This window comes from Bacillus sp. RZ2MS9 (assembly GCF_001816185.2).
GTDB lineage: Bacteria > Bacillota > Bacilli > Bacillales > Bacillaceae_G > Bacillus_A > Bacillus_A cereus.
This window is the reverse complement of sequence record NZ_CP049978.1, coordinates 3,945,614-3,969,500: the sequence shown is the minus strand read 5'-3', so window position 1 is coordinate 3,969,500 and position 23,887 is coordinate 3,945,614. Positions and strand designations below refer to the sequence as shown.

Genomic DNA, 23,887 nt, shown 5'->3' with positions numbered 1-23,887 from the left:
AAAAACTTTATCCCGCATTAACGGGCAGTAAGACCCCACCCAAAAATTCAGTGGAAGCAAAGAAGTTAGGTGGGGATTAACTGCCCGTAAAAACCAGATTGGTGAGGGCTAATAATCAGTGGGAGATGAACAACCCCCACTGATTAAAGTTTCACTTTATACATATTATAAACGGCATATCCTTTTTCATAAAGGAATATGCCGCTTCTTTTTTATATTAACTAACTTGCTTTTGTTTTTCTTTCTTTTTAGGGCCAGTAAAGAGGCGTTCATTTCCCATAAGTAAAATACAAATAATACTTAGTACAGCCGGGATGAGTGCCCAGAAGAATGTATTCGCAATAGATGTAGCGAGAGCTTCTTTAATACCCGCTAATATTTCAGCAGGAATTTTTGCGGTAGCGCCTGGTGATAATAAGAAACTTGTGTCTCCGCCTTTTGGAGCTAATTTTGCTAGTTCAGGGGGGAATACAGAGTTTAGTTTATCTGTAAAAATATGATTTTGAATTGTACCGAAAATCGTTACACCAAGAGTCATACCGAGTGATCGGAAGAATGAGTTTGTTGATGTCGCCGAACCACGGTCCCGCATTTCCAACTTGTGAATAGAAGACATACTTAATACTGAGAATGAGAAACCGACACCAAGCCCAGCGAGAATCATAAATAGTGTTACGAGTAAACGAGGTGTGTCCATTGTTAAAGTACTTAATAAATAAATACCAAGAACGAAGAAGACACCAGATACCATCATAATGTTACGATAGCTTGTTCGAGACGCTAATTGTCCTCCTGTTTGACTTCCAATTACAGAACCAACCATCATTGGTGTTAAAATTAATCCAGCATTAGAGGCGGAACCTCCAAGAACGCCTTGAATGAAGATTGGAATATAAACTGTACAGATAATAAAAGCGGCACCATAGAAAAAGGCAACTCCTTGACTAGCTGCGAATAAAGGTTTTTTAAATAGATGGAACGAAATAATAGGCTCGGTTGCTTTTCGTTCTACAAAGAAGAAAATAATAAGCGTAATAACTACTGTTGTAAATAAGCCAATAATTACAGTAGAATTCCAGGCATATTCTTTACCACCAAGTTCTAATGCGAACATTAAGCAAACGATACTTATGACAAGTGTAATAGCACCAGCCCAATCAATTTTTTGTTTTCTAAATTCTAGAGACTCACTGTAGTATTTAGTAATGAAGAAAAAGGAGATAAGTCCTAATGGAATATTAATATAGAAGACCCAATGCCAACTTATATAGTCTGTAATATAAGCACCTAATAAAGGACCGAATACACTAGATGTCCCGAAAACAGCACCGAATAGTCCTGTCATCTTTCCGCGTTTTTCTGGTGGGAAGATATCGTACATAATTGTGAAGGCGATAGGCATAAGGGCACCACCACCGATACCTTGAATAGCTCTATAAATACTTAATTGCTCAATACTTGAAGCTGTTCCGCAGAGCGCAGAACCGAATAAGAAAAGAATGAGGCCACCAATATAAAAACGTTTCCGTCCGTACATATCAGAAAGTTTCCCGAAGATAGGCATCCCTGCCATTGTTGCTACCATATAAGCTGATGTGACCCAAACAAACTTATCAAATCCTCCTAGGTCTCCAACGATTGTTGCCATTGCGGTTGCAACGATTGTATTATCCATTGCGGCCATTAATATACCAAGCAGTAAACCAGCAACAACAAATTTTGTCTTGTTGGCGTCTTTTTTTAATGGTTGAGTTTCCAAATATAACCCTCCTTTAGAAATAAGTAAACTATATTAAGTTTTGAGTGCAGTGGATAAAAAATTTTAATGTATAGTTGATTTTAATTTCTTTTCCATAAGTGCACTGATATGCCATAAAGAATATTATAGTCAAATTTGACTATAAGGCAAACTTTTTCTTCCGTCAAAATATTCTTTCGTATGAGTAGAGAACGAGTGAGCCATACTGAATATTGCTATAAAGGAAATGAAGTAAATTGTAAAAAAATTTCATAAAGAACACCTTCTGTTAATAGATGAAAAATGGTTTTTTCTTCATATTGTCGAATAGGATAAAAGGAAGAGAAATATTAAACATTGCTTGTAGCAAGCTTTAGTAATTTGGGGAATTCATTGTGTGTATGTTACATCTGAAATGAGGTGAATATATATTATGAAAATATGGGGACGAATTTCGGATACAGGAAAGTATTCAATACCGCTACAACCAGTATTGTGGATTGACGGATCGAAAAAGGAAAACGAATTTCCTCAAGTAGCCGTTACATTACAAATTGGTAGTATGTATACAGAACAGTTTTCGTATGAATTGACCTACGATGTAAACGACATACTTATTATGCGAATTGAAGTGGAAAATAAAGGGGTAGAAATGATTTCGAGAGTTGTTGTAAGTCATATGATTCGAGATTACTTTGCTTATATTCCTAATTCTTTAAAAGTTGATAAGGGGATAAGTGAGTTTTTATTCCAGCTTGTTAGATGGCGAATTGATGATTTGTTACCGAATGAGAAGGTGGAACTACGTTGTAAAATAAAAGCTAATAAAGATAAAGCTCTTAAACAAACATTCTTTCAGGCTACATATACATTTCAAGATAAAGAGATATCATATGGCCCACTGCAAACAAATGAAGTTGTTGTGCGTCAATGATAAAAAGGAACCTGTACAAAAGGTTCCTTTTTTAGTGAAGGTTGTGTTTTTTGAGTATTTTCTTTTGCTCCATTCCTTTTTTTCCTACATAGTTATTTTTGTAGCCAAAGTATAGAATAAATAAAAATGAAACAACATTAACAATAGCGTCGATTTGATCGTTTGTAATAAAGTGTATGCCGAAAGAGGTAAATAATAATTTTAATGATAATAGAAAACCAGCTAGTAAACGCATAGCATCTGATAGATTCTCTTTTTGTAGCATATAGATTACTCCTTTCTATAAAAGTTATATTATATATATATGAAATAGAGTAGAAAAGGTATACAAGCTTAAGCAGAAATGTACATTGCATATGTACATTTTTTATTTTGTAGAAAAACATTATTGATATAGAAACATATATTGGTATAAAAGGGGGAAAAGTATGAAACATAAAGGGAAAATTAGTGGATTATTGCTTGGCAATACTGTGGCAGTTACAGAATGGATTGCACTTCAGGATGTAATTGCAAAACTGGATTCACGATCATTTTATACCGTCTTTATTATTTATATATTGCAAATGATACTAAGTTATTATTTTGGACATTGGTACGATAAAAGAGCGAACGAGCGTATGGGTATGGAAGTAGGAGGAATGGCAAGCAATGATTTTGTTGTTGATTTTTTTGGGAAAGTAGCTGCTTTATCTGAAAGAGATTCTCGTAATATTACAGTGTACATTCTTTCTGTAAAAGAATGGGAAGGATTAAAAGACACGTTGCAAGAAAAAAAGTTGGGAGTATTAGTACAAAAATTAGAGAGTACCATTGTAAAGACAATTCGGAAGGGCGATGTTGTTACAAAGTGGGATGAAAATAAGTACGTTATTGTAGCAATTGATAATGGTCATGAAACATCAACAATAACAAAACGATTAATGAAAAATATTGAAAGTGAAATAGAAGGTGATTTACTCAGTGTCACTCTTTTATTTGGAGCAGCTAGCTATCCAGTAGAAGGAAAAACGTTTGAAGAACTGTTGAGAAAGTCGCAAAATCAATTGTACCAGTATAGAAATTTGCAAGAAAATGAGTGAAGCTTTGATTTGAAGATATATGATAGGAAGATGTTTTATTTGTAACATTTTTTTGACTTTTATTACAAAAAAACGCCACGTTTGTAATAAAAGTCTTTAAAAATATATGAAATAAGCATATAATTATGATGGTAGTGTCAATGCAATTTGCACAGTGTGTTTTATTTTAAAAGTGTAGAGGAAAGCAAGCTCTACACTTTTCCTTTTTAGGAAATGAAAAGAATATTTGTAAGTTGTTGCGAGATATCGATTGTACTGTGTAAAATGAACAAAGAGATTAATTGATAGAAAGCTGGAAAGGGAATGATAGACGTGAGAGCGGAGCGATCACCTTTTATCAGGTGAACTATTATAGTCTTATTAAGACTGAGGTGAAATTCCGTGGACATTAAAGTAATACATAGTGTGAACAGGCCTTAAAAAACACGAAGTAGTATACTTAAAGATGGATATGGAATTGCTAAATAATTCAAAAAGAATAATGTAATATCAAGTAATAATTTGTACAAACAATATTAATGATCTTCGTAAAAAAGATGCGAGTGTATAGAACAATTACATATTTTATAACTTTTTTATATTACACGATGGTCATTTATAAGTAGGAGGAAGAGATGTTGAAATATAGTAAATTAGCAATTGTAACTGCATTATCAATGATTTTATTAGCCGGTTGTTTCGGTCCGAAACCAGAAGAAGAATTATATGTAGCGTTTGAAAACGCTGCTAAACAAGAAAAAACAATGTTTGAAGATGCAAAAAAACTTGAGACTTTAGAGAAAGAAGGACAAGAATTATATAACCAGATTGTTCAAGAAGGAAAAGATAATAATCAAACTGTTAAAGAAAAACTGAATCAAGCAGTGAAAAATACAACTGAACGAGAAAAAGTGCTTGCAAAAGAAAAAGAAGTTTTAAATAAAGCGCAAGAAGAAGTGAAGTCAGCTGATAAGTATGTGAAGAAAATTGAAGATAAGAAATTGAAAGATCAAGCTGATAAAGTGAAAAGCACGTATGAGAAACGACACGATTCATTTAATAAAATGTATGACAGCTATGACAAATCTTTAAAACAAGAAAAAGAGTTATATACAATGTTACAAGATAAAGGTACTAAATTAAAAGATATTAGTGAAAAAGTAAAAGTAGTAAATCAATCTTATAAGGATATTGAGTCAGAAAAAGATAAATTTAATGAATTCACAAAGTCTTATAATACAGAAAAAGTAGCTTTTTATAAACAAGCAAATATTAAAATTAAAGAAGAGAAAAAATAAAACAGTTTGGCCTACACTTGGCCAAACTGTTTTATTTTTTTGTATAAGTACGACTATACCATGGAACAGGTTCACTTAATTTTTTTTCTTGTTTTAATGCTTCAGGACCAATATAATCTTGAATTGTTTTTTTTGCCACTGTTAAAGATAAGGTTGTTTTCGGATTTCGATAGGAGGATTCAAGATGACCAAGATGCGGTAGAATTCGAAAATCTTCTTTCGTAGGAGGGATGTGGAAAAAATAATCGCCTAAACGTATAAGGACATCAGATTGTTGTTGGCTAAAACGTGGGTTTCTAGAAAAATGTAATCCTTCTTTAATTGCTTTTTTTTCAGCAATCAAACGTTCTAAAGCTGTCTTTTTTAACCAGTATAAATATTTAGGATTAGTAGCTGCTTTAGCATGACGATTCACAACGAAAATAGATTGAGCTAGTCGATTAATAGAATGTTGGTTTTGTAATTGAGATTGTGGTTGTGAAGGTTTCATATTGAATCTCCTTTCAATTTTTCATTATTATACCATAAATAAAATAGGTATTTATTATACGCAAAAAGTGATTGTATATATTTTCAATATTAAAGCAATATTGTTACAAAAAACAACTATTTTGTATAATAGTAATAGAATATGTTTTTGAAATTTGATAATGAAAGAGTGAGAAGTTTGAAAGAAATATTAAAACAACAGTATGCCATTATAGATATTGGATCTAATACAATGCGTTTAGTTATTTATGAAAAGCAAAATGGAGGTTTTTATAAAGAGATTGAAAATACGAAAGTTGTTGCTAGGTTAAGGAATTACTTAATTGATGGTGTGTTGAATGAAGAGGGAATAGAAGTATTATTACAGACATTATTTCAATTTCAAGAAAGTACAAGATTCCATCAGTTGCATCATGTACTTTGTGTTGCAACAGCAACAATTAGACAGTCGGAGAATCAAGAGGAAATTAAAAAGCTTGTTGAAGGACAAACGGACTTTACTCTTAGAGTATTATCAGAGTATGAGGAAGCGCGTTACGGATACTTGGCGGTTATGAATTCTACATCGTTTTCAGAAGGAATAACGGTAGATATCGGCGGGGGAAGTACAGAAGTTACATACTTTAGAAATAGAGAGATTTTAGAGTACCATAGTTTTCCATTTGGGGCACTTTCTTTAAAGCAACAATTTATTAAAGGGGATATTCCTACTAAAGATGAGTTAGAGGGAATGCAACAGTATTTAGAGTTTCAATTTCGAACGTTACCATGGTTAATCAATAAGAAATTGCCTCTTATTGCAATTGGTGGTAGTGCTAGGAACTTAGTGAAAATCCATCAAAATTTAATATGCTATCCTATAGCAGGATTACATTTATACAAGATGAAAGAAGAAGATATTGAAAGTGTAAAAGATGAATTGGAAAAATTGTCGTACATAGAACTTCAGAAATTGGAAGGATTGGCAAAAGATCGAGCAGATACGATTATTCCAGCGGTTGAAGTATTTCATACACTTGTTAATGTTATAGAGGCACCGGCATTTGTATTAAGTAGAAAAGGGTTAAGAGAAGGTGTTTTCTATGAAGAGTTGACAAAAGATTTGGGGATTTCATATTATCCGAACGTAGTTGAAGAAAGTCTGCATTTACTATCACATGAATACGAAATGGACATGGAATTTGTTATTCAGCTTATTAAACATGGAAGACTAATTTGCAAACAACTTGAGGAAATAGGGCTTATTTCTATGTCAGTAAAAGACTGGGAAGTGTTCCATCAAGCAGCGAAAGTATTTAATATAGGCAAATATATAGACGAAGAAGCAAGTCGTTTACATACGTTTTATTTATTAGCGAATAAGACAATTGATGGCATGATGCATAAAGATCGAGTAAGGCTAGCGCTTATTGCATCGTATAAATCAAAAATGTTATTTAAACAACATTTATCTCCATTTGAAGGTTGGTTTGATAAAAGCGAACAAAAAAAAATCCGCCTGTTAGGAGCTGTTTTACAATTTTTAGCTACTTTAAATGTAAGGCAACGATCGCTTATTGATACCATATCTATAACAGAAAACGAAGAAGGATTAACATTTAAAGCTTTATGTGAACAATCGGCATTAGCGGAAAAAGTGCAGGCTGAAAAACAAAAAAAACAGTTAGAAAGAGTGTTAAAAACGAATATTAACTTGTTATTCGAACTAAAACATTAGGTTGTACGGATGTCTTTACAAAAAATTTACACTTTATAATATTGTAATTTGCTAAAATAAAAGTAACTAAATTATAGTGAAAAAGTTTCAAGGGGAAGTGTGAAGAGAATGGAATTATTGAAGGGGAATGCAGTAAATTTAAATGATACAGCTTATTACAATAATCGAGAGTTAAGTTGGTTAGCATTTAATGAACGTGTCTTACAAGAAGCGCAAGATGCAAATAATCCACTTTTGGAAAGATTGAAATTTATTAGTATTTTTAGTTCGAATTTAGATGAATTTTTTATGGTACGTGTAGCGGGATTAAAGGATCAAGTGAGTGCTGGATTTAATCAGCCAGAAAATAAAGCTGGCTTAACACCAAAAAAGCAATTAAATAAAATTGCGATAAAAGCCCATGCACTAATGACAGTACAATATGATACATTTAAAAATTATGTATTACCAGCGCTTGAGTTAGAGGGAATTGAACGTTTAACATTCAATGATTTGACGAAAGAGCAGCGAGAATTTATAGAAGAGTATTTTGATGAGCAAATTTTTCCGGTGTTAACTCCTGTAGCTATTGATGCATATCGCCCATTTCCAATGTTATTAAACAAAAGTTTGAATTTGGCTACTCTTTTATATGATGAGAAGCAAGCGGAAGAGGAAAACAGGACGAAGTTAGGAATTGTGCAAGTTCCTTCATTACTTGAGCGCTTCATAATTTTACCGAGCGAAGGGCAAAAGCATAAATTTATTTTATTAGAAGACGTAATTAGTAGCTTTACTCATAAATTATTTACGGGATATACAGTATCATCTGTTACTCGTTTCCGTATTACACGCAATGCAGATTTAACGATTCATGAAGAAGGTGCGAGAGATTTATTAAAGGTAATTGAAAAAGAATTAAAAAAGCGTAAGTGGGGGGCTGCTGTTCGTTTAGAAGTTGGGAAAGAACACATTGATGAAAGAGTACTAGCGTTATTATATGAGGTTCTGGAAGTAAAAGATGAAGATGTATATATAATGGATGGTCCATTAGATTTAACATGTTTGTTTTCTTTATATAAAAAACTAGCTCCTTTATATGAACATCTTGTATATCCGGCTCTTATTCCGCAACCACCTCAAGATTTAGGTGATGAAGAAGATGTATTTGAAAAAGCAATTGAGCATGATATTTTATTACATCATCCTTTTGAATCATTTCAGCCGGTAGTTGATTTTGTCCGTGATGCGGCGGACGATCCGAATGTACTTGCGATTAAACAAACGTTATATCGTGTAAGTGGTGATTCACCGATTATTCAGGCGTTAAAGATAGCGGCTGAAAAGGGAAAACAAGTGACAGTATTAGTTGAATTAAAGGCAAGATTTGATGAAGAAAACAATGTTCATTGGGCTAAAGAATTGGAACAGGCAGGCTGTCATGTTATTTACGGTGTAAGTCACTTGAAAACACATAGTAAAATTACATTAGTTGTAAGAAGAAAAAACGGAAAAATCGAAAGGTTCGTACATCTCGGAACTGGAAACTATAATGATGCAACAGCGAAGTTATATACTGATTTTGGATATATTACATCAAGAAAAGACTTTGGGGTTGATGCAACCAATTTCTTTAATTATTTAAGTGGTTATACAACAAAGCCACATTTTCATCATTTATCGGTTGCTCCATTTGATATAAGAGAGCAATTTATAGATTTAATAGATGAAGAAATCCGTTATCATAGGCAATATGGAAATGGATATATTATCGCTAAGATGAATTCATTAACAGATAAACCATTAATTAAAAAAATGTACGAAGCATCACAAGCTGGAGTAAAGGTAGAGCTCATTGTTCGAGGGACATGTTGTTTAAGACCTGGCATTCCAAATGTAAGTGAAAATATTCGTGTAGTTAGTGTTGTTGGAAGATACTTAGAGCATAGCCGTATTTATTATTTCCATCATAATGGGGAGGAGAAAATATATTTATCTTCAGCTGATTTGATGACGCGAAATATGGAGAAGCGAGTGGAAATATCTTTCCCGATATTAGATATTGAAATGAAGGCACGAATTAAGGCGATTTTACAGCTTACATTAGCTGATAATGTGAAAACACGTGAACAAAATAAAGATGGTGATTACTATTATGTTATTAATAGTAGTACAGAAGAAATTGATAGCCAAGTGAAGTTGTTTAAGATGGCATATCAAAATACAGACGCTGAATAATGAAAAAAGTAAAAACCTCTTATGTCAATAAGAGGTTTTTACTTTTTTCTACTCATATGCTCCAAAAATGGAAGAATGAGTAGAAACAATAGTTTTATTATAAGCGTGTAATGAGATGGCTCGTTGAGAGAATAATATTTGAAAGAATCGTTATTTTAACTTAGTAATAGTATGGTTGCTGACATGGTCCACCGTAACAAGGATAAGGTGCTGGCGGCGGGAAAGGTGGTGGATAAGGTGGATAAAATGGTCGAGGGCCGAAAGCTAATGCTCCGCCGAGCAATCCACCAGCAATTCCAGCTAGAAAGGGAACGCCAAAAAACGGGAAGAAGCGTGAGTCGCCTACTGGACCAATAGGTGCTGAACGGACTGGAATTGGTTGATAATATGGATACATGAACATACCTCCTTTATTGGACTCACTTTTATCATATGGTAAACAAAACGTGGATGAGCGCGTACAAGAAAGGATATGTAAGAAAATAGGCGAATTATTACGAATGTTGGAGTGTGAAAATTGTGATTTCAGGTTTTGACATAAAGCGAAATGGGACACGTGTTCTTCCCAGGCCTCGATTGACATAGAGAGTTAAATCCTGAATTGTATAGAAGCCTTCAATATAGTCTTTGGCGAGTGAAGGTGTAATAATAGCTCCTAAAAAAGGAATTTGTACTTGTCCGCCGTGACTATGACCAGAAAGTTGCAAGTTGATTGGATATTTAGAAACTTGGGGCGCGATATCTGGTTCGTGAACAAGAACAATGTTATAAGTACTTTGCCGTGCATGCTCTAATGTTTTCTCTATTTTTGGTTTGCCTAATAGTATATCATCGAGACCGAAAATAGAAATTTCACTATTATCCATTAGACGAATTCTTTTTTCACTATTGAGCAATAGCTCAAATCCTGATTCACGCATGATGTGCTCATAGTATTCAGTTCCATATCCACCGTGATCATGGTTACCATAAATAGCGAATTTACCAAAGGGGGCTTGTATATTTTTTAAAATGGATGCAACGAAAGGAGTGTCAGTATACGTTTGATAATTATCAATGAGATCTCCGGTAAAAAGGACAATATCTGGATTTACAGCATTAATTTTAGAAACAACTTTAGATAAATGTTGAAGCGAGAAATAGTATCCGAGATGTAAATCGCTGAATTGAAGAATTTTCATACCATGAAAACTTTTTGGGATGAGTTGTGATTTTAATGTGTGCTGTGTAAAAGAAATGAAATGGGGCTCTATATATTTAGCATAGTAGTATCCGATGCTACTGGTTATAAATGAATAGAAACAAGTACGCATACCAATTTTCAAAAAATTTCTTCTTGTAATGTGCTTCATAAAAATATGAGTATACCTCAATGTTTTCATTCCATTTATAGGCTACTCAAATCTCCTTTCAGTTTATTTAAAATATACTTTACATAATAAAAAGTAGTATAGATTACGAAAAAAAATGAATAAAAAGAAAGTTCTTTACGCTAAAATATCAGAAAAGTTTAAAAATATAAAGATTTCTATTAAATAAAGTGATAAAATGAATATGTATTCATTTTTTGGAGGGGATGTATGTGAAAGAAAAGGTAGTTATTATAACAGGTGGATCGAGTGGAATGGGAAAAGGAATGGCGACTCGTTTTGCAAAAGAAGGGGCACGAGTTGTTATTACAGGACGTACAAAGGAAAAACTAGAGGAAACAAAGTTGGAAATTGAACAATTTCCAGGGCAAGTATTACCTGTACAAATGGATGTAAGAAATACGGATGACATTCAGAAAATGATTGAACAGATTGATGAGAAGTTTGGTAGAATTGATGTTTTAATAAATAATGCAGCTGGAAACTTTATTTGTCCAGCAGAAGATTTATCTGTGAATGGCTGGAATTCAGTCATTAATATTGTATTAAACGGTACGTTTTACTGTAGTCATGCTGTCGGAAAATATTGGATTGAAAAAGGTATAAAAGGGAATATCATTAACATGGTAGCAACATATGCATGGGATGCTGGTCCAGGAGTTATTCATTCGGCTGCAGCGAAGGCAGGAGTATTAGCGATGACGAAGACGCTCGCTGTTGAGTGGGGACGTAAATATGGAATACGAGTTAACGCTATCGCGCCAGGACCAATTGAACGTACGGGCGGTGCTGATAAATTATGGATTTCAGAAGAAATGGCTAAACGTACGATACAAAGTGTTCCGCTTGGAAGGCTGGGTACGCCAGAAGAAATCGCTGGTCTAGCTTATTATTTATGTTCAGATGAAGCTGCGTACATAAATGGAACTTGCATGACAATGGATGGAGGACAACATTTACATCAATATCCATTTTAAAAGGGATAAAAAAATGAATATTTGATTCATTTTTTTACGGCTAAATGTGACGGAATTGTGACATATGAAAGAAAAGTGTTTACAAGAGGTCATATATACGTTATATTTAAGACCTCTTTTTTCTTCATAGTAGAATTGCTAATTCCCCTTAGCATTTTACCCCTCTAATCCCTTCAGGAAAACTGAAGGGATTTTTTATTATTTTTCCGTAAATATCATGTTATAATTTTTGAAAAGTAAAGGGAGGGAAGCACGTTGATAGATGCATTAGATGTAATGAGTAACTTGGATAAAGTCCTTCCTTATTATCAAGCTATTTTTAGTGCTGATGAGCATACTGTAATTGGATACGAAGTAGTAGGACGTATTCAAACAGAAGAGGGCATACAAAGTTTAGCTTCTTTCTTTCACGATGATTCGATTCCAAGTGAATTTCAACTGGAAGCGGATAATATTATAGTAGAAAAAGCTTTAAATCGTTATTTAGAAAGCGATCAAAAATTATTATTATTTATACATCGGAATGCTAATGTATTAATGAATGATGATGATGAAAGCTTGCTTCAACTTTTATTGAGGTATGAAGAACAAGGTTTAAATTTAAAACAAATTGTTTTAGAGATTACAGAACATGAATGTAAAGAAGATATAGAGCAATTTAATCATTTGCTTATGTATTATCGTACATATGGTATTCAAATTTCGATTAATAAAGTCGGAACGGGCACAAGTAATTTAGAGCGTATTAGCGTGTTAGCACCTGATATTTTAAAAGTAGATTTAACGAACTTAAGGCAAACAGCACTTTTACAATCTTATCAAGATATTTTATATTCTTTATCATTACTTGCTAGAAGAATTGGTGCAACTTTGTTATATGAAGAAATAGATGCTTTTTATCAACTGCAATATGCTTGGAAGAACGGCGGAAGATATTATCAAGGTAATTATTTGAAAGAATGTTTACCTGATTTTATTGAAACGAATGTTTTGAAAGAGCGACTAGGTAATGAATGTCATCAGTTTATTCAGCATGAAAAGAAGAAGTTACAAAAAATTTATAATTTAACAGAGATGTTACGCGATCGCATTGGCGATGTTTTATCAAAACAAAAAAAGAATGAAGATATAAATGATTGGTTATTACAATTTAGTCAAAGTGTATCACAGTGTAGTTTTCGTATATTTATTTGTAATGAAGATGGTTTCCAACAATCAGGAAATGTTATGAAAAAAGATGGAGAATGGATTGTGATGCCGGATTATTATATGAAGAACTGGAGTTGGCGCCCGTATTTTCTCGAGAATATCATGAAAATGCGTTTTGAAAATAAGGCGAGGCTTTCAGATTTATATGCAGATATTGAAACGGGAGAAATGGTACGAACATTTTCTTTCCCGATTGATGATGACAACTTTTTATTTATAGATTTATCTTATGAATATTTATATGAAGAAGATGTTTTATTTTAATGCACGAAGAGATTCGTGCATTTTTTGTTTGTTTTTATCATAAATTGGTAATAGTGAAAATGGTGATGAAAATGCTGTCTATCGTTGTAAAGATTTTACGAACGAAATCTGTCCTGTCTTTGCATAATCATTGTTACAATGAATACTACAAAGACAAGTTCTTTTAAAAGGAAGGTGAAAAAATGAGGAAATATGGAATATGGCTTGTTCTATTTGTATGTGTTGCCTTTCTAGTTGGTTATAGTGTTACGACTGTTTTAGGAAAAGAGGAAGTGGAAGTCGATCGGAAAGAAGTATTTACAACGATACAAAAAGGCTATGAAACCCAGTTTTCAATTCGTGGGAAGCATTTGCCGATGAATAAGATGATAGAGACGTTATCACCGTATTTTACAGATAATTTCCTTCAAGTATTTACAGATGAAAATAGCAGAAGTGATAAACAAAGTGGTGAATATTTACTTCCGGCAAAAGAAGCACCGTTTTCTTTTAATTCAGAAACGAAAATGTCGTATGATGAAGAACATAAAAATTTATATGTATATGAGCGGACAAAAAGTGGACAGTATCAAATTGTAACATTGAAAAGGGATCAAGATAAATGGAAGCTAGCAGGATATCATGAAAGTCAGGAACTTTTAACTGAAATAAAAAGGTTGCAACAATTATAAAGTGAAACTTTTAATCAGTGGGAGGGATTACTCTTCCATCTAACTTCTTTGCTGTAGCTAAATTTGGGGTAGGAGTTTTACTACCCACAAATAGCGGGATAAGAATAGGAATAGGTATTTACCTATTCCTATTCTATATTGAGTAGTTGTTGTAACTTTTCAATTTGAAACCCTGCAACTACTTCGCCATCAATTACGACTGTTGGAGTTGAATAAGAATCATAGTCGTATAAAAGACGATTGCGAGCAGCAGCGTCTTTTTTTACGTCAAATTCTTCATATGCAACGTTATTATGCTTCAAAAATTCTTTCACAATAACACAGGGCGGACAATCGGGTTGTGTATAAACCTCAATTTTTTTCATTGTTATTCCTCCTTTTTTCTGTTTTTTATTATATTCTTCCAGTATAAAAACCGCAATAAAGAAGGGGAAATATGTTCTTTCTGTTTTTTCCTTCGCATTTCGACAAATTTTTAGTTGAGTTTCTGGCCAATAACCTTTATCCTAGAGTGTGGAACATTTTTTCTGTTATGACGGATAGAATGAGTATAGCTGTAAAACCTATTGGTAGGAAGATCAGAGAAAGGAGAGATTTCATGTCTCTACTCCAAGGAATTTTAACTCGACTTGTTAGTCTACAAGAACAAGCTGAAAGCGGTGAAGTAGCACAACGCTATTTTGAAGTGAACGGTGAGCGCAAATGTAGCGTGAAATTTTTCGATAAAAGTGAAATGTATGAGTTAGAAGTGTATCAACAAGGTGAAAAACCTCAAGTGTATCAATTCGATAATATCGACATGGTTGCAATTGAGATTTACGATATCATTTCTTGATACATATAAAAAAGGTACTGCCATGTGGCAGTACCTTTTTTAGTTCTATTACTTTCTAGTGGAATGTATAGAAGTTTTTTATTTTTCCTACAATGGTATTAAAATGAAATTTTAATCCGTGCAAGTTTGCTTATCCATGTGGAAAATGAGTCCCGTCAACCGGGTGAATATGTGAAGCTAAACTTCTCACAATCGCTGGGTTCTGCAAATAGCGGGAGAAATATAACTAGGAGGTTATCGTATGGAACGTTTACCAGTTGTGATTTGTCCTAATTGTCAAAGTTCTGCTGAGATTATTCATGTATTAACGGCTCAATCTAATCAAAATGTAATTTATACGTGCCAAGTTTGTCACTTTGTAATTCGAAATATTGAAACGAATAAAGGATAGGAAGTTATAATTTTAGTTTTTGTCCCATACAATGAGAATACGAAAAGTCTGTCTAATTGAAAGGACGTGACTCTGTGGACGGTGCACATAAATTTTACAATGTTTCAGAGAGACATTTAAATTTTGATATGGTCTTTAACCGTATTTGTAGTTTCATTGAAAAGGATCCGCGAAATTTATATCGATTATCCATTGGGACAGACTCACAAGCGCATCAAAAGGATACGAGGTTTATTACAGCAATCCATATTCATCGTGTTGGAAAAGGTGCCTGGGGCTGTTTACACCATAGATCAGTAAAAGATAAGCCGGCAACCTTACGTGAGAAAATATATTTAGAAACGCAGTTTAGTCAAGAAATCGCATGTCTATTTACGCCTACTCATATACAAACAATATGGGAGTTATTGCATCCTTATGCTCAAGATGGGGCTGGATTCATAATGGAAATTCATTTAGACATTGGGAATGATGGTTTAACAAAAGAATTTATTTTAGATATGACAGAAAAAATTCGAGCGATGGGATTAACTGCAAAAATTAAGCCAGATGCTTATGCGGCGTTTAGCTATGCAAATCGATATACGAAATGATTTTTTTGTATGTATACGATTGCTATATATCTTTTAATAAAAACTGAATATTACATCTATTAAATAGGTTGAATTTTTTATATAATAAGAGTAACGATGCGAGTGTAAGGAGAGGGGTATATGCAAAGGGAAGTTGTTTTAACGAAGGAAGAAGAAAGTTTACTACTAGATATTTTATTTCAGCAAAATTACGCAAGTGAAATTTTAGCTGTGGAACTTACAGATATTGAGAATGGTTTGAAACAGACAGATGTGATGCAATATAAAAAAATCACAAGGTTATTTTACAGATTAAAAAATAAAGGGTATTAAGCGCTACCGGAATGGTAGTCTTTTTTTTGTGCTGTATGCTAAAATAGCTGTGTGATTGTATTTTTATTGAAATAAATTTAGGACAAAATAATAATATGAAAACGCTGTCATAAAATGTGAATAGAGTTGTGAACATAAGCAGGAAAAAGGGAAAATGGGGGATGTAATATGATTAGTATTCCGAAAGACGAATTTCAACAAATTCTTGTGAAGGATTTAATGATTTCATCGGAAAAAGTAGCTCATGTCCAAATTGGAAATAGTTTAGAACATGCTTTACTCGTTCTTGTGAAATCTGGATATTCGGCGATACCTGTCTTAGATCCAATGTATAAACTACATGGTTTGATTAGTACTGCCATGATATTAGATGGTATGTTAGGATTAGAACGTATTGAGTTTGAAAGACTCGATGATATGAAAGTAGAGCAGGTGATGAAAGAAGATATACCTGTTCTTAAATTAGACGATTCATTTGCAAAAGCTTTAGAAATGACAATTGATCATCCTTTTATTTGCGCTGTTAATGAAGAAGGCTATTTTGAGGGGATTTTAACACGTCGGGCTATTTTAAAATTGTTGAATAAGAAAGTAAGGCAACATAATCGATAACGTAAGAAAAGTGACTTCATAGAAACGAAGAAGTCACTTTTTTTTCGTGCATATCACTTGTGTATGTATTATATTTAAAAAGACATAAAACATAAGGAAAGTTTGCGCTGGACAATTGTATTTTCTGAATGAAAGCATTCGGGTAAATTAAGGATGAAAAGCTTATTGAAATAAGGTGTATGGAAGCTAAGGAAAGAGGGAGAAAGTTGCAAATTGATGATTTTCAAATGATGGTTGTGTTAGCTCAGGAATCAAATATGAGAAAAGCGGCGGAACGTTTATTTGTTTCCCAACCTGCGCTGAGTCAACGATTACAATCTATGGAGAAACAATGGGGAATGAAGTTTTTTATTCGCTCACAAAAAGGATTGACAATTACACCTGAAGGGGAAAAAGTTGCAAATTATGCTAAAGAAATGTTGCAAAGGGAAGAAGATATAAAAAGTGAGCTAGCTGTTTTCAGAACGGAAACTCATGGAACGTTAAAAATAGCTGTTGCATCAGTTATTGGTCAATATTGGCTCCCTCCTGTTTTGAAAAAGTTTGTGCATAAATATCCTTCTGTCAAGATATCGCTGTTTACTGGATGGAGTAGTGAAGTGCAAAAGCAGTTTTATGAAGGAGACGTTCATGTTGCTATACTGAGGGGAACACAAGAATATAAAGGTCAGAAGCAACAATTATTTGAAGATGAACTGTATTTAGTTGATAAAGAAATAAAAGATATTTCGATGTTAAAAGAAACAAATAGGCCGTTCATTCAATTTAAAAGTGATTCGACTTATTATGGACAAATACAAAATTGGTGGTATGGTTTATTTTCTAATCCGCCTAAGCGAACGATTGTAGTTGACCAAATTGAAACATGTAAACAACTTGTTTTAAATGGTATAGGTTATGCCCTTTTACCTTCTACTGTTTTAAAGGAAGTACAGGAAAATATGTATAAAACACCTGTTCAACTGACGAGAGAAACATGGTTGTTAACAAGTGACTCGGCAAGGCAGTTGAAGCAAGTACAAGCATTTTTAGAAATTATAGAAGAAATTCAAAGGGAAAAATAAGATTATTATCTTGCTACTCGCTCTTTCGTTTGGTAGAGTAACATTATAAATGGATTTAGGAGGCAACAAGAATGAAAATGATGGACGCTAACGAAATTATTTCGTTTATTCAAAAAAGTGAAAAGAAAACTCCTGTAAAGGTATACATAAAAGGGGATTTAAAAGAAGTAACATTCCCTGAAACAGTACAAGCATTTGTGAATAAAAAGTCAGGTGTATTATTCGGAGAATGGTCTGAAATTAAGACAATTCTTGATGAGAATAATAAGCACATCGTTGACTACGTTGTAGAAAACGATCGTCGTAATTCTGCAATCCCGATGCTTGATTTAAAAGGTATTAAAGCTCGCATCGAGCCAGGTGCTATTATTCGTGACCATGTTGAAATTGGTGACAACGCTGTAATTATGATGAATGCAACAATTAACATTGGTGCTGTAATTGGTGAAGGTTCTATGATCGACATGAACGCAGTACTTGGTGGACGTGCAACAGTCGGTAAAAACTGTCACGTAGGTGCAGGTGCTGTACTTGCAGGTGTTATTGAGCCACCTTCTGCAAAACCAGTTATCGTTGAAGATGATGTAGTAATCGGTGCAAACGTGGTTGTTTTAGAGGGTGTTACAGTAGGGAAAGGTGCAGTCGTAGCAGCAGGAGCTGTTGTAACAGAAGATGTGCCTCCATACACAGTTGTTGCAGGTACTCCAGCACGTGTAATTAAAGAAATTGATGAGAAGACAAAAGCAAAAACAGAAATTAAACAAGAGCTTCGTCAATTAAACCCAGAGAAATAAAAAGTAAAAAAAGCGTAAGAGCGTAAATGGGCTCTTACGCTTTTTATAGATAGAGGTGCAAAAATGACAGTAAGCAAATTTATCCAAATTCGTAGAGATTTACATAGAATTCCAGAAATCGGATTTAAGGAATGGAAAACACAACAGTATATTTTAGATTATATAGGAACACTTTCTCATGAATTTATGGAAGTGAAGACATGGAAAACGGGTGTAATCGTTAAAGTAAATGGAAAAAATCCCGAAAAAATAATAGGTTATCGTGCAGATATAGACGGTTTACCAATTACAGAGGAAACTGGATACGAGTTTGCTTCTATTCATGAAGGAATGATGCATGCATGTGGCCATGATGTACATACAACAATCGGTTTAGGCCTTCTAACGAAAGCTGTGAGCGAAAGAATAGATGATGACCTTGTATTTCTATTCCAGCCAGCAGAAGAAGGACCAGGCGGTGCTCTTCCTATGTTAGAAAGTGAAGAGTTAAAAGAATGGAAACCAAATATAATTCTTGGTCTTCATATTGCACCAGAATACGCTGTGGGGACAATTGCAACGAAAGAAGGACTGTTATTTGCCAATACTTCAGAATTATATATTGATTTAAAAGGGAAAGGTGGCCATGCTGCCTATCCGCATACTGCAAATGACATGATTGTTGCAGCGAGTCACCTTGTTACACAGCTTCAATCCGTTATTAGTCGCAATGTAAATCCTCTTGATAGTGCAGTAATTACAATCGGGAAAATTACAGGTGGTACGGTTCAAAATATTATTGCAGAAAAATCTCGTTTAGAAGGAACGATTCGAACATTATCAGTGGAATCAATGAAGCGTGTGAAAAGCAGAATTGAGTCAATTGTTGCAGGTATCGAAGCTTCTTTCCAGTGTGAGGCGATTATAGATTACGGAGCAATGTATCATCAAGTATATAACCATGAAGAGTTAACGAGAGAGTTTATGGAATTTGTACATAAACAAACTGATATGAATGTTATTACATGTACTGAGGCAATGACGGGTGAAGATTTTGGTTATATGCTTCGAGAAATCCCTGGATTTATGTTTTGGCTTGGAGTAAATTCAGAATATGGTTTACATCATGCAAAATTAAAACCAGACGAAGAAGTGATTGAAAAGGCAATCACATTTTTAAGCCAATATGTAAAGTGGAAAGGGAATAGAAAATAAAACTTCCGCTCTCTTGAAGGTTCCAAATAACTTTTTGTTCTGAGGTGTAAGTAACGCTCGTATAGATTGATTTTAGACATTTACATACAAATGGAAGAATTAAAGTTAATTGTACTGTTTTAATAATGAGCAGGGGGTTTAGCCACTGCTCATTATTAATTATTTGACTAACTTATATATGTTTACTTTTAGTATGAAAAGTGTGTAAAATCAATGTGAAACATAGAAAAAAGGGTGGGGAATTACGTGCAAATTAGCAGTGCGATTTTATGTTTCGTCTTATATGCGTATGTTATTATTGCGGCGGTTTATTTTGGGATAAGTTTTTATGCCTATCGTCTAGTAGATAATAATGAATATGACGAAACATACAAATGGGTGAAGAGATATTTATCACCTGTACTAGAAATTATGAATGGGTTTGTGCTCTTTTTATTTATTGGATTAATTGCTTTCTCAACGAGTTTAGTAGGGAATAAAACTACGTTATTTGTATTGGGTATCATTATTTTTATGTTGTTAGGAATAAGGATTGGTAATACGGTCTTTTGGAATGAAAGAAAAGTAGATGGTTGGACGGGAATGTTAATTCCGTGCATGTTAGCTGCAATCGTGACAAATATAGAGCATGAATATTATCAATTACATTTTTGGCTTATTATCGTTTTAACAATTCTTTCTGTTTTGTATATAAGCACAGTAGTACTAACATATATTGCACATGAAAAAGGAGATGTTAAAGGCACTCGTTTCTTTAGAGGACGGGCATTATTTTGGAGTGTGCCGACGATGGCAGTTATCGCGCTTATTGCGATATTAGTAAATGGATATCAATTTTCTAATTGGCAACTATTTTTAGAAAATTGGTGGATCTTTATCTTTTCGTTTATTGCTTTTTTAGGTGCAACGCATTATTTATTCCATCAACATCATTACATATGGGCGTTGTTATTTGCATTCACACAGCTTCTATTTGCCTTTTTTGGTCAAGAAACATTATTATTCGTTTTTGAAACATTTAGTTCTTTTGGAAATATATTTGTATTTGCTATGCTACTTGTTGGTATCGCTTTTTACTTGCAACAATATTTTTATATACAAAAACAAAAATAAGAGCTAATCATAGTTTTTGTGACGCATATAAAGTGTGTTACACTGAAAATAAATAGTACTTGAAGTTATTGGAGGAATTCTTGTGGGTGAGAAAGAAAAAGAATTTGCTGTCATTGGACTTGGTCGCTTTGGTGGAAGTATTTGTCGAGAACTAGCTCAATTAGGTATGGAAGTAATGGCAATCGATTCAGATGAGGATAAAATTAATGAATTTGCAAATATAGCTTCGCATGCTGTAATTGCAGATTCAACAGATGAGATGGTATTAAAAAGCCTTGGTATTCGAAATTTTGATCACGTAGTCGTTGCTATTGGAGATAATTTAAATTCAAGTATTTTAACGACTTTGATTTTGAAAGAGTTGGGTGTAAAAAATATTACTGTAAAAGCTCAAAATGATTATCATGAAAAAGTGTTAAGTAAAATAGGTGCAGATCATATTGTGCATCCAGAACGTGATATGGGAAAAAGGATTGCTAATAATATTGCATCAAGCAATGTGCTAGACTACCTTGAGCTTTCAGATGAGCATAGTATTGTAGAGATTATTGCGAATAAAAAAATTGATGGGCACTCTTTAATTGAATTAGATATTCGTGCGAAGTTTGGATTGAATATTGTAGCAATTAAACGAGGCAAAGAAGTTATCGTATCCCCTCGAGCTACGGAGAATATTCAAGCAGGAGATATATTAATTGTCATTGGTCATGACGATGAAGTGGATCGATTTAAACACTTTTTAAGATAAGAGAAAAGAAAAGGACAATGCCTTCATGGCATTGTCCTTTTTCTTATATTTCCATAATGATTGGTAAAATCATTGGACGACGTTTCGTTTTCTCATATAGGAATGGGGCTAATGTGTCTGTAATTTCATTTTTAATTTCAGACCATTGTGTTGTTTTACGCTCCATTACTTTTTCTAAATGAGTTGTAATTAATGTTTGTGCATCATTGATTAAATCGCTGCTTTCACGCATGTAAACGAAACCGCGTGAGATGATATCAGGTCCTGCTGCAACTTTAAATTCTTTCATATCAATGCTTACAACTACAATTACAAGTCCTTCTTCAGAAAGGATACGACGATCGCGTAATACGATATTGCCAATATCTCCAATACCGTTTCCATCAATGTAGACCGAACCAGATGGGATTTTTCCAGCTACGCTAGCTTCATCCGAACGTAAAGCAAGAACATCGCCATTATCCATAATGAAGCAATTTTCTTCAGGGATGCCACAATCATTTGCTATGTTCATGTGCATACGCTGCATACGATATTCACCATGAATTGGCATGAAGTACTTCGGTTTAATTAGACGTAACATTAACTTTTGTTCTTCTTGTCCACCGTGTCCACTTGTATGGATATTTGAAAGTTTCCCGTGAATTACATCAGCGCCAGCGCGGTACAACATGTTAATTGTACGACTTACGCTAATTGTATTTCCTGGAATTGGTGAAGAAGAGAAAACAACTGTATCTCCAGGAATAATTTGAATTTGGCGGTGTGTACCATTTGCAATACGTGAAAGTGCTGCCATCGGTTCACCTTGACTACCTGTACATAAAATAACAACTTTATTAGCTGGTAAGCGGTTTAGTTGAGATGCATCTATGAATGTATCTTTCGGGCAACGAATATAACCAAGGTTTTGTCCAATTTCAATCGCTGCTTCCATACTTCGACCAAACACAGCTACTTTACGGTTGTTTTCAACAGCAGCTTCAACAACTTGTTGTAAGCGGTGGATATTTGATGCAAAGGTTGCGAATATAATCCGTCCTTCTACTTTACGGAAAATGTCTTGAATGCTATCACCAACGCGACGCTCAGACATAGTAAAGTTTGGAACTTCACTGTTCGTACTATCAGATAATAGACATAGTACGCCATCTTTACCGATTTCAGCCATTTTTGTTAAATCAGCTGGTTCACCAACTGGTGTGAAGTCAAATTTGAAGTCACCTGTATGAACAACTTGACCTTGAGGTGTTTTCACAACAACGCCGTACGAATCTGGAATACTGTGAGTTGTACGGAAGAAGGATACAGACGTTTTTTTGAATTTAATAACGTCATCTTCTTGAATCTCGTAAAGTTTTGCTTTACGAAGTAAGCCGTGTTCTTCTAATTTGTTTTTGATGAGTGCAATTGCTAATTTTCCGCCGTAAATCGGAATGTTCACTTGACGTAATAGGTAAGGGATTCCGCCGATATGATCTTCGTGACCATGTGTAATGAATAACCCTTTAATTTTATCTTCGTTTCGCACAAAATAAGTGTAGTCTGGTATTACATAATCGATCCCGAGAAGTTCGTCCTCTGGAAATTTAATTCCAGCATCAATTATAATAATTTCATCTTGAAATTGAACAGCGTATGTATTTTTACCGATTTCACCAAGCCCACCGAGAGCAAATACAGCAACTTGGTCGTTTTTTAGAAATTTCATATCGCTATACGATTTCCGCTAATGTTAAATCAGCGTTTTCTTTTTCATATTCAAGATGAGCGCCAGTAACAGACTGAACAAACTCGATATTATATGCGAACTTATTTAACTTTGTACGAACATCCTTTTCAGACGTAGCCTCTAAATATAAAACTTTTGTATTTTCACGTACTGGAACCTCAGTTAATTTTTCTTGATAAAATACTTTAAAAATCATTTGGAAAACCTCTCCTTGTCTATGTTTTGCATTATCTGTTACTTATTATAAAGCAAACAGTCACGATTTTCATGTTTTTTCGAATGAGAATGAAGAAAAAGCCCGAAATGGGCACAATTTAAGCGATTGTCTTTTTACGGACTAGACCGTTTAAATAACGCTTGAGCTTTTTCTTCAGCTTCTTCAGCATGATTACTCCTTCCTTTCCTTATTTTAAACATGCCTATTACTAGTGAAAACTCTATCTCTGATATAAGAGATAGGACAAAAGTGAATGGTGAATCTTGTCCTTTCCCATACAGTGAAAGTTATTCTATAGTAACGATCAGTAGCCGTTAGTTATAGGTATAGTATGAGG

At 33.8% G+C, this 23,887-nt stretch carries 26 protein-coding genes; 18 read left to right on the top strand and 8 right to left on the bottom strand.

All coding sequences use genetic code 11. The features are described 5' to 3' along the window. Positions 1–217 precede the first annotated feature (217 nt). Entirely contained in the window at positions 218–1,759 is a 1,542-nt protein-coding gene (locus tag BHV55_RS20060; RefSeq protein ID WP_000449901.1) for an MDR family MFS transporter, read from the bottom strand. Between the two features lie 412 nt (positions 1,760–2,171). Between BHV55_RS20060 and BHV55_RS20055 the strand changes: the two genes are divergently transcribed. Then, complete coding sequence (locus BHV55_RS20055) at positions 2,172–2,672, top strand: hypothetical protein (protein ID WP_000708120.1); 501 nt, start codon at positions 2,172–2,174, stop codon at positions 2,670–2,672. A gap of 31 nt (positions 2,673–2,703) precedes the next feature. On the opposite strand, the gene BHV55_RS20050 is transcribed toward BHV55_RS20055, so the two are convergent. Next, positions 2,704–2,937 (bottom strand): SPP1 phage holin family protein, encoded by a 234-nt coding sequence (locus BHV55_RS20050; protein WP_000939448.1) that lies wholly within the window; start codon positions 2,935–2,937, stop codon positions 2,704–2,706. A gap of 163 nt (positions 2,938–3,100) precedes the next feature. On the opposite strand from BHV55_RS20050, the gene BHV55_RS20045 reads away from it, so the two are divergent. Continuing rightward, positions 3,101–3,754, top strand: coding sequence for a diguanylate cyclase domain-containing protein (locus BHV55_RS20045; protein ID WP_000680811.1), 654 nt, complete (start codon positions 3,101–3,103; stop codon positions 3,752–3,754). A 614-nt stretch (positions 3,755–4,368) separates the two neighbouring features. After that, positions 4,369–5,031 (top strand): YkyA family protein, encoded by a 663-nt coding sequence (locus BHV55_RS20040; protein WP_000922482.1) that lies wholly within the window; start codon positions 4,369–4,371, stop codon positions 5,029–5,031. Positions 5,032–5,062: 31 nt separating this feature from the next. Here BHV55_RS20040 and BHV55_RS20035 read toward each other — a convergent pair whose 3' ends face one another. Beyond that, entirely contained in the window at positions 5,063–5,521 is a 459-nt protein-coding gene (locus tag BHV55_RS20035; RefSeq protein WP_000804862.1) for a YkyB family protein, read from the bottom strand. Positions 5,522–5,662: 141 nt separating this feature from the next. Between BHV55_RS20035 and BHV55_RS20030 the strand changes: the two genes are divergently transcribed. Together BHV55_RS20030 and BHV55_RS20025 are read left to right on the top strand one after the other, a co-directional pair. Then, entirely contained in the window at positions 5,663–7,237 is a 1,575-nt protein-coding gene (locus tag BHV55_RS20030) for a Ppx/GppA family phosphatase (RefSeq protein ID WP_070756921.1), read from the top strand. Between the two features lie 108 nt (positions 7,238–7,345). Then, entirely contained in the window at positions 7,346–9,454 is a 2,109-nt protein-coding gene (locus BHV55_RS20025) for a polyphosphate kinase (RefSeq protein ID WP_000421677.1), read from the top strand. A gap of 160 nt (positions 9,455–9,614) precedes the next feature. Here BHV55_RS20025 and BHV55_RS20020 read toward each other — a convergent pair whose 3' ends face one another. Both BHV55_RS20020 and BHV55_RS20015 read right to left on the bottom strand, forming a co-directional pair. After that, positions 9,615–9,851 carry a hypothetical protein gene (locus BHV55_RS20020; RefSeq protein WP_000283738.1) on the bottom strand — a complete coding sequence of 79 codons (237 nt, stop codon included), beginning with the start codon at positions 9,849–9,851 and terminating at the stop codon, positions 9,615–9,617. 97 nt (positions 9,852–9,948) lie between these two features. After that, positions 9,949–10,806: a metallophosphoesterase gene (locus tag BHV55_RS20015; RefSeq protein WP_070757042.1), complete on the bottom strand. Its 858-nt coding sequence runs from the start codon at positions 10,804–10,806 to the stop codon at positions 9,949–9,951. A gap of 230 nt (positions 10,807–11,036) precedes the next feature. Here BHV55_RS20015 and fadH point away from each other — a divergent pair, with 230 nt between their 5' ends. The 3 genes from fadH (at position 11,037) to BHV55_RS20000 (ending at position 13,945) form a co-directional block, all read left to right on the top strand. Then, complete coding sequence (gene fadH, locus BHV55_RS20010) at positions 11,037–11,801, top strand: 2,4-dienoyl-CoA reductase (RefSeq protein WP_000660913.1); 765 nt, start codon at positions 11,037–11,039, stop codon at positions 11,799–11,801. A 255-nt stretch (positions 11,802–12,056) separates the two neighbouring features. Then, positions 12,057–13,274 carry an EAL domain-containing protein gene (locus BHV55_RS20005; RefSeq protein ID WP_000564306.1) on the top strand — a complete coding sequence of 406 codons (1,218 nt, stop codon included), beginning with the start codon at positions 12,057–12,059 and terminating at the stop codon, positions 13,272–13,274. A 182-nt stretch (positions 13,275–13,456) separates the two neighbouring features. Continuing rightward, positions 13,457–13,945, top strand: coding sequence for a DUF3993 domain-containing protein (locus tag BHV55_RS20000; protein WP_001233804.1), 489 nt, complete (start codon positions 13,457–13,459; stop codon positions 13,943–13,945). A gap of 128 nt (positions 13,946–14,073) precedes the next feature. Here BHV55_RS20000 and BHV55_RS19995 read toward each other — a convergent pair whose 3' ends face one another. After that, entirely contained in the window at positions 14,074–14,310 is a 237-nt protein-coding gene (locus BHV55_RS19995; protein ID WP_000717875.1) for a glutaredoxin family protein, read from the bottom strand. A gap of 233 nt (positions 14,311–14,543) precedes the next feature. Here BHV55_RS19995 and BHV55_RS19990 point away from each other — a divergent pair, with 233 nt between their 5' ends. The 10 genes from BHV55_RS19990 (at position 14,544) to BHV55_RS19945 (ending at position 21,601) form a co-directional block, all read left to right on the top strand. Further along, positions 14,544–14,780, top strand: coding sequence for a YkuJ family protein (locus BHV55_RS19990; protein WP_000055151.1), 237 nt, complete (start codon positions 14,544–14,546; stop codon positions 14,778–14,780). Positions 14,781–15,021: 241 nt separating this feature from the next. Beyond that, positions 15,022–15,171 carry a hypothetical protein gene (locus tag BHV55_RS19985; protein WP_000440540.1) on the top strand — a complete coding sequence of 50 codons (150 nt, stop codon included), beginning with the start codon at positions 15,022–15,024 and terminating at the stop codon, positions 15,169–15,171. A 74-nt stretch (positions 15,172–15,245) separates the two neighbouring features. Then, positions 15,246–15,764, top strand: coding sequence for a ribonuclease H-like YkuK family protein (locus BHV55_RS19980; RefSeq protein WP_000348489.1), 519 nt, complete (start codon positions 15,246–15,248; stop codon positions 15,762–15,764). 120 nt (positions 15,765–15,884) lie between these two features. Then, positions 15,885–16,076 carry an antirepressor AbbA gene (gene abbA, locus BHV55_RS19975; protein ID WP_001188692.1) on the top strand — a complete coding sequence of 64 codons (192 nt, stop codon included), beginning with the start codon at positions 15,885–15,887 and terminating at the stop codon, positions 16,074–16,076. Positions 16,077–16,244: 168 nt separating this feature from the next. After that, positions 16,245–16,688 carry a cyclic-di-AMP-binding protein CbpB gene (gene cbpB / locus BHV55_RS19970; RefSeq protein ID WP_000623579.1) on the top strand — a complete coding sequence of 148 codons (444 nt, stop codon included), beginning with the start codon at positions 16,245–16,247 and terminating at the stop codon, positions 16,686–16,688. 179 nt (positions 16,689–16,867) lie between these two features. Next, complete coding sequence (locus BHV55_RS19965; RefSeq protein ID WP_001987174.1) at positions 16,868–17,752, top strand: transcriptional regulator CcpC; 885 nt, start codon at positions 16,868–16,870, stop codon at positions 17,750–17,752. Positions 17,753–17,823: 71 nt separating this feature from the next. After that, positions 17,824–18,546 (top strand): 2,3,4,5-tetrahydropyridine-2,6-dicarboxylate N-acetyltransferase, encoded by a 723-nt coding sequence (gene dapD / locus BHV55_RS19960; protein WP_000783241.1) that lies wholly within the window; start codon positions 17,824–17,826, stop codon positions 18,544–18,546. Between the two features lie 63 nt (positions 18,547–18,609). Next, the gene (locus BHV55_RS19955) at positions 18,610–19,740 is read left to right on the top strand and encodes an N-acetyldiaminopimelate deacetylase (protein WP_000218662.1); all 1,131 of its coding nucleotides are present in this window, start codon (positions 18,610–18,612) and stop codon (positions 19,738–19,740) included. Positions 19,741–19,986: 246 nt separating this feature from the next. Further along, the gene (locus tag BHV55_RS19950) at positions 19,987–20,853 is read left to right on the top strand and encodes a cytochrome c oxidase assembly protein (protein WP_001167321.1); all 867 of its coding nucleotides are present in this window, start codon (positions 19,987–19,989) and stop codon (positions 20,851–20,853) included. A gap of 82 nt (positions 20,854–20,935) precedes the next feature. Continuing rightward, positions 20,936–21,601 (top strand): potassium channel family protein, encoded by a 666-nt coding sequence (locus BHV55_RS19945; RefSeq protein WP_000504032.1) that lies wholly within the window; start codon positions 20,936–20,938, stop codon positions 21,599–21,601. Between the two features lie 43 nt (positions 21,602–21,644). Here BHV55_RS19945 and rnjA read toward each other — a convergent pair whose 3' ends face one another. Both rnjA and BHV55_RS19935 read right to left on the bottom strand, forming a co-directional pair. Further along, positions 21,645–23,312 carry a ribonuclease J1 gene (rnjA, locus tag BHV55_RS19940; RefSeq protein WP_000670377.1) on the bottom strand — a complete coding sequence of 556 codons (1,668 nt, stop codon included), beginning with the start codon at positions 23,310–23,312 and terminating at the stop codon, positions 21,645–21,647. A 4-nt stretch (positions 23,313–23,316) separates the two neighbouring features. Beyond that, positions 23,317–23,529 carry a DNA-dependent RNA polymerase subunit epsilon gene (locus tag BHV55_RS19935; RefSeq protein ID WP_000576435.1) on the bottom strand — a complete coding sequence of 71 codons (213 nt, stop codon included), beginning with the start codon at positions 23,527–23,529 and terminating at the stop codon, positions 23,317–23,319. Positions 23,530–23,887: the final 358 nt, after the last annotated feature.

Bases quoted from the DNA above. Each gene is read 5' to 3' on its own strand.
- BHV55_RS20055 (WP_000708120.1), top strand. From the start codon at position 2,172: ATGAAAATATGGGGACGAATTTCGGATACAGGAAAGTATTCAATACCG.
- BHV55_RS20050 (WP_000939448.1), bottom strand. From the start codon at position 2,937: ATGCTACAAAAAGAGAATCTATCAGATGCTATGCGTTTACTAGCTGGT.
- BHV55_RS20045 (WP_000680811.1), top strand. From the start codon at position 3,101: ATGAAACATAAAGGGAAAATTAGTGGATTATTGCTTGGCAATACTGTG.
- BHV55_RS20040 (WP_000922482.1), top strand. From the start codon at position 4,369: ATGTTGAAATATAGTAAATTAGCAATTGTAACTGCATTATCAATGATT.
- BHV55_RS20035 (WP_000804862.1), bottom strand. From the start codon at position 5,521: ATGAAACCTTCACAACCACAATCTCAATTACAAAACCAACATTCTATT.
- BHV55_RS20030 (WP_070756921.1), top strand. From the start codon at position 5,663: ATGTTTTTGAAATTTGATAATGAAAGAGTGAGAAGTTTGAAAGAAATA.
- BHV55_RS20025 (WP_000421677.1), top strand. From the start codon at position 7,346: ATGGAATTATTGAAGGGGAATGCAGTAAATTTAAATGATACAGCTTAT.
- BHV55_RS20020 (WP_000283738.1), bottom strand. From the start codon at position 9,851: ATGTATCCATATTATCAACCAATTCCAGTCCGTTCAGCACCTATTGGT.
- BHV55_RS20015 (WP_070757042.1), bottom strand. From the start codon at position 10,806: ATGAAGCACATTACAAGAAGAAATTTTTTGAAAATTGGTATGCGTACT.
- BHV55_RS20000 (WP_001233804.1), top strand. From the start codon at position 13,457: ATGAGGAAATATGGAATATGGCTTGTTCTATTTGTATGTGTTGCCTTT.
- BHV55_RS19995 (WP_000717875.1), bottom strand. From the start codon at position 14,310: ATGAAAAAAATTGAGGTTTATACACAACCCGATTGTCCGCCCTGTGTT.
- BHV55_RS19990 (WP_000055151.1), top strand. From the start codon at position 14,544: ATGTCTCTACTCCAAGGAATTTTAACTCGACTTGTTAGTCTACAAGAA.
- BHV55_RS19985 (WP_000440540.1), top strand. From the start codon at position 15,022: ATGGAACGTTTACCAGTTGTGATTTGTCCTAATTGTCAAAGTTCTGCT.
- abbA (WP_001188692.1), top strand. From the start codon at position 15,885: ATGCAAAGGGAAGTTGTTTTAACGAAGGAAGAAGAAAGTTTACTACTA.
- cbpB (WP_000623579.1), top strand. From the start codon at position 16,245: ATGATTAGTATTCCGAAAGACGAATTTCAACAAATTCTTGTGAAGGAT.
- BHV55_RS19965 (WP_001987174.1), top strand. From the start codon at position 16,868: ATGGAAGCTAAGGAAAGAGGGAGAAAGTTGCAAATTGATGATTTTCAA.
- dapD (WP_000783241.1), top strand. From the start codon at position 17,824: ATGAAAATGATGGACGCTAACGAAATTATTTCGTTTATTCAAAAAAGT.
- BHV55_RS19955 (WP_000218662.1), top strand. From the start codon at position 18,610: ATGACAGTAAGCAAATTTATCCAAATTCGTAGAGATTTACATAGAATT.
- rnjA (WP_000670377.1), bottom strand. From the start codon at position 23,312: ATGAAATTTCTAAAAAACGACCAAGTTGCTGTATTTGCTCTCGGTGGG.
- BHV55_RS19935 (WP_000576435.1), bottom strand. From the start codon at position 23,529: ATGATTTTTAAAGTATTTTATCAAGAAAAATTAACTGAGGTTCCAGTA.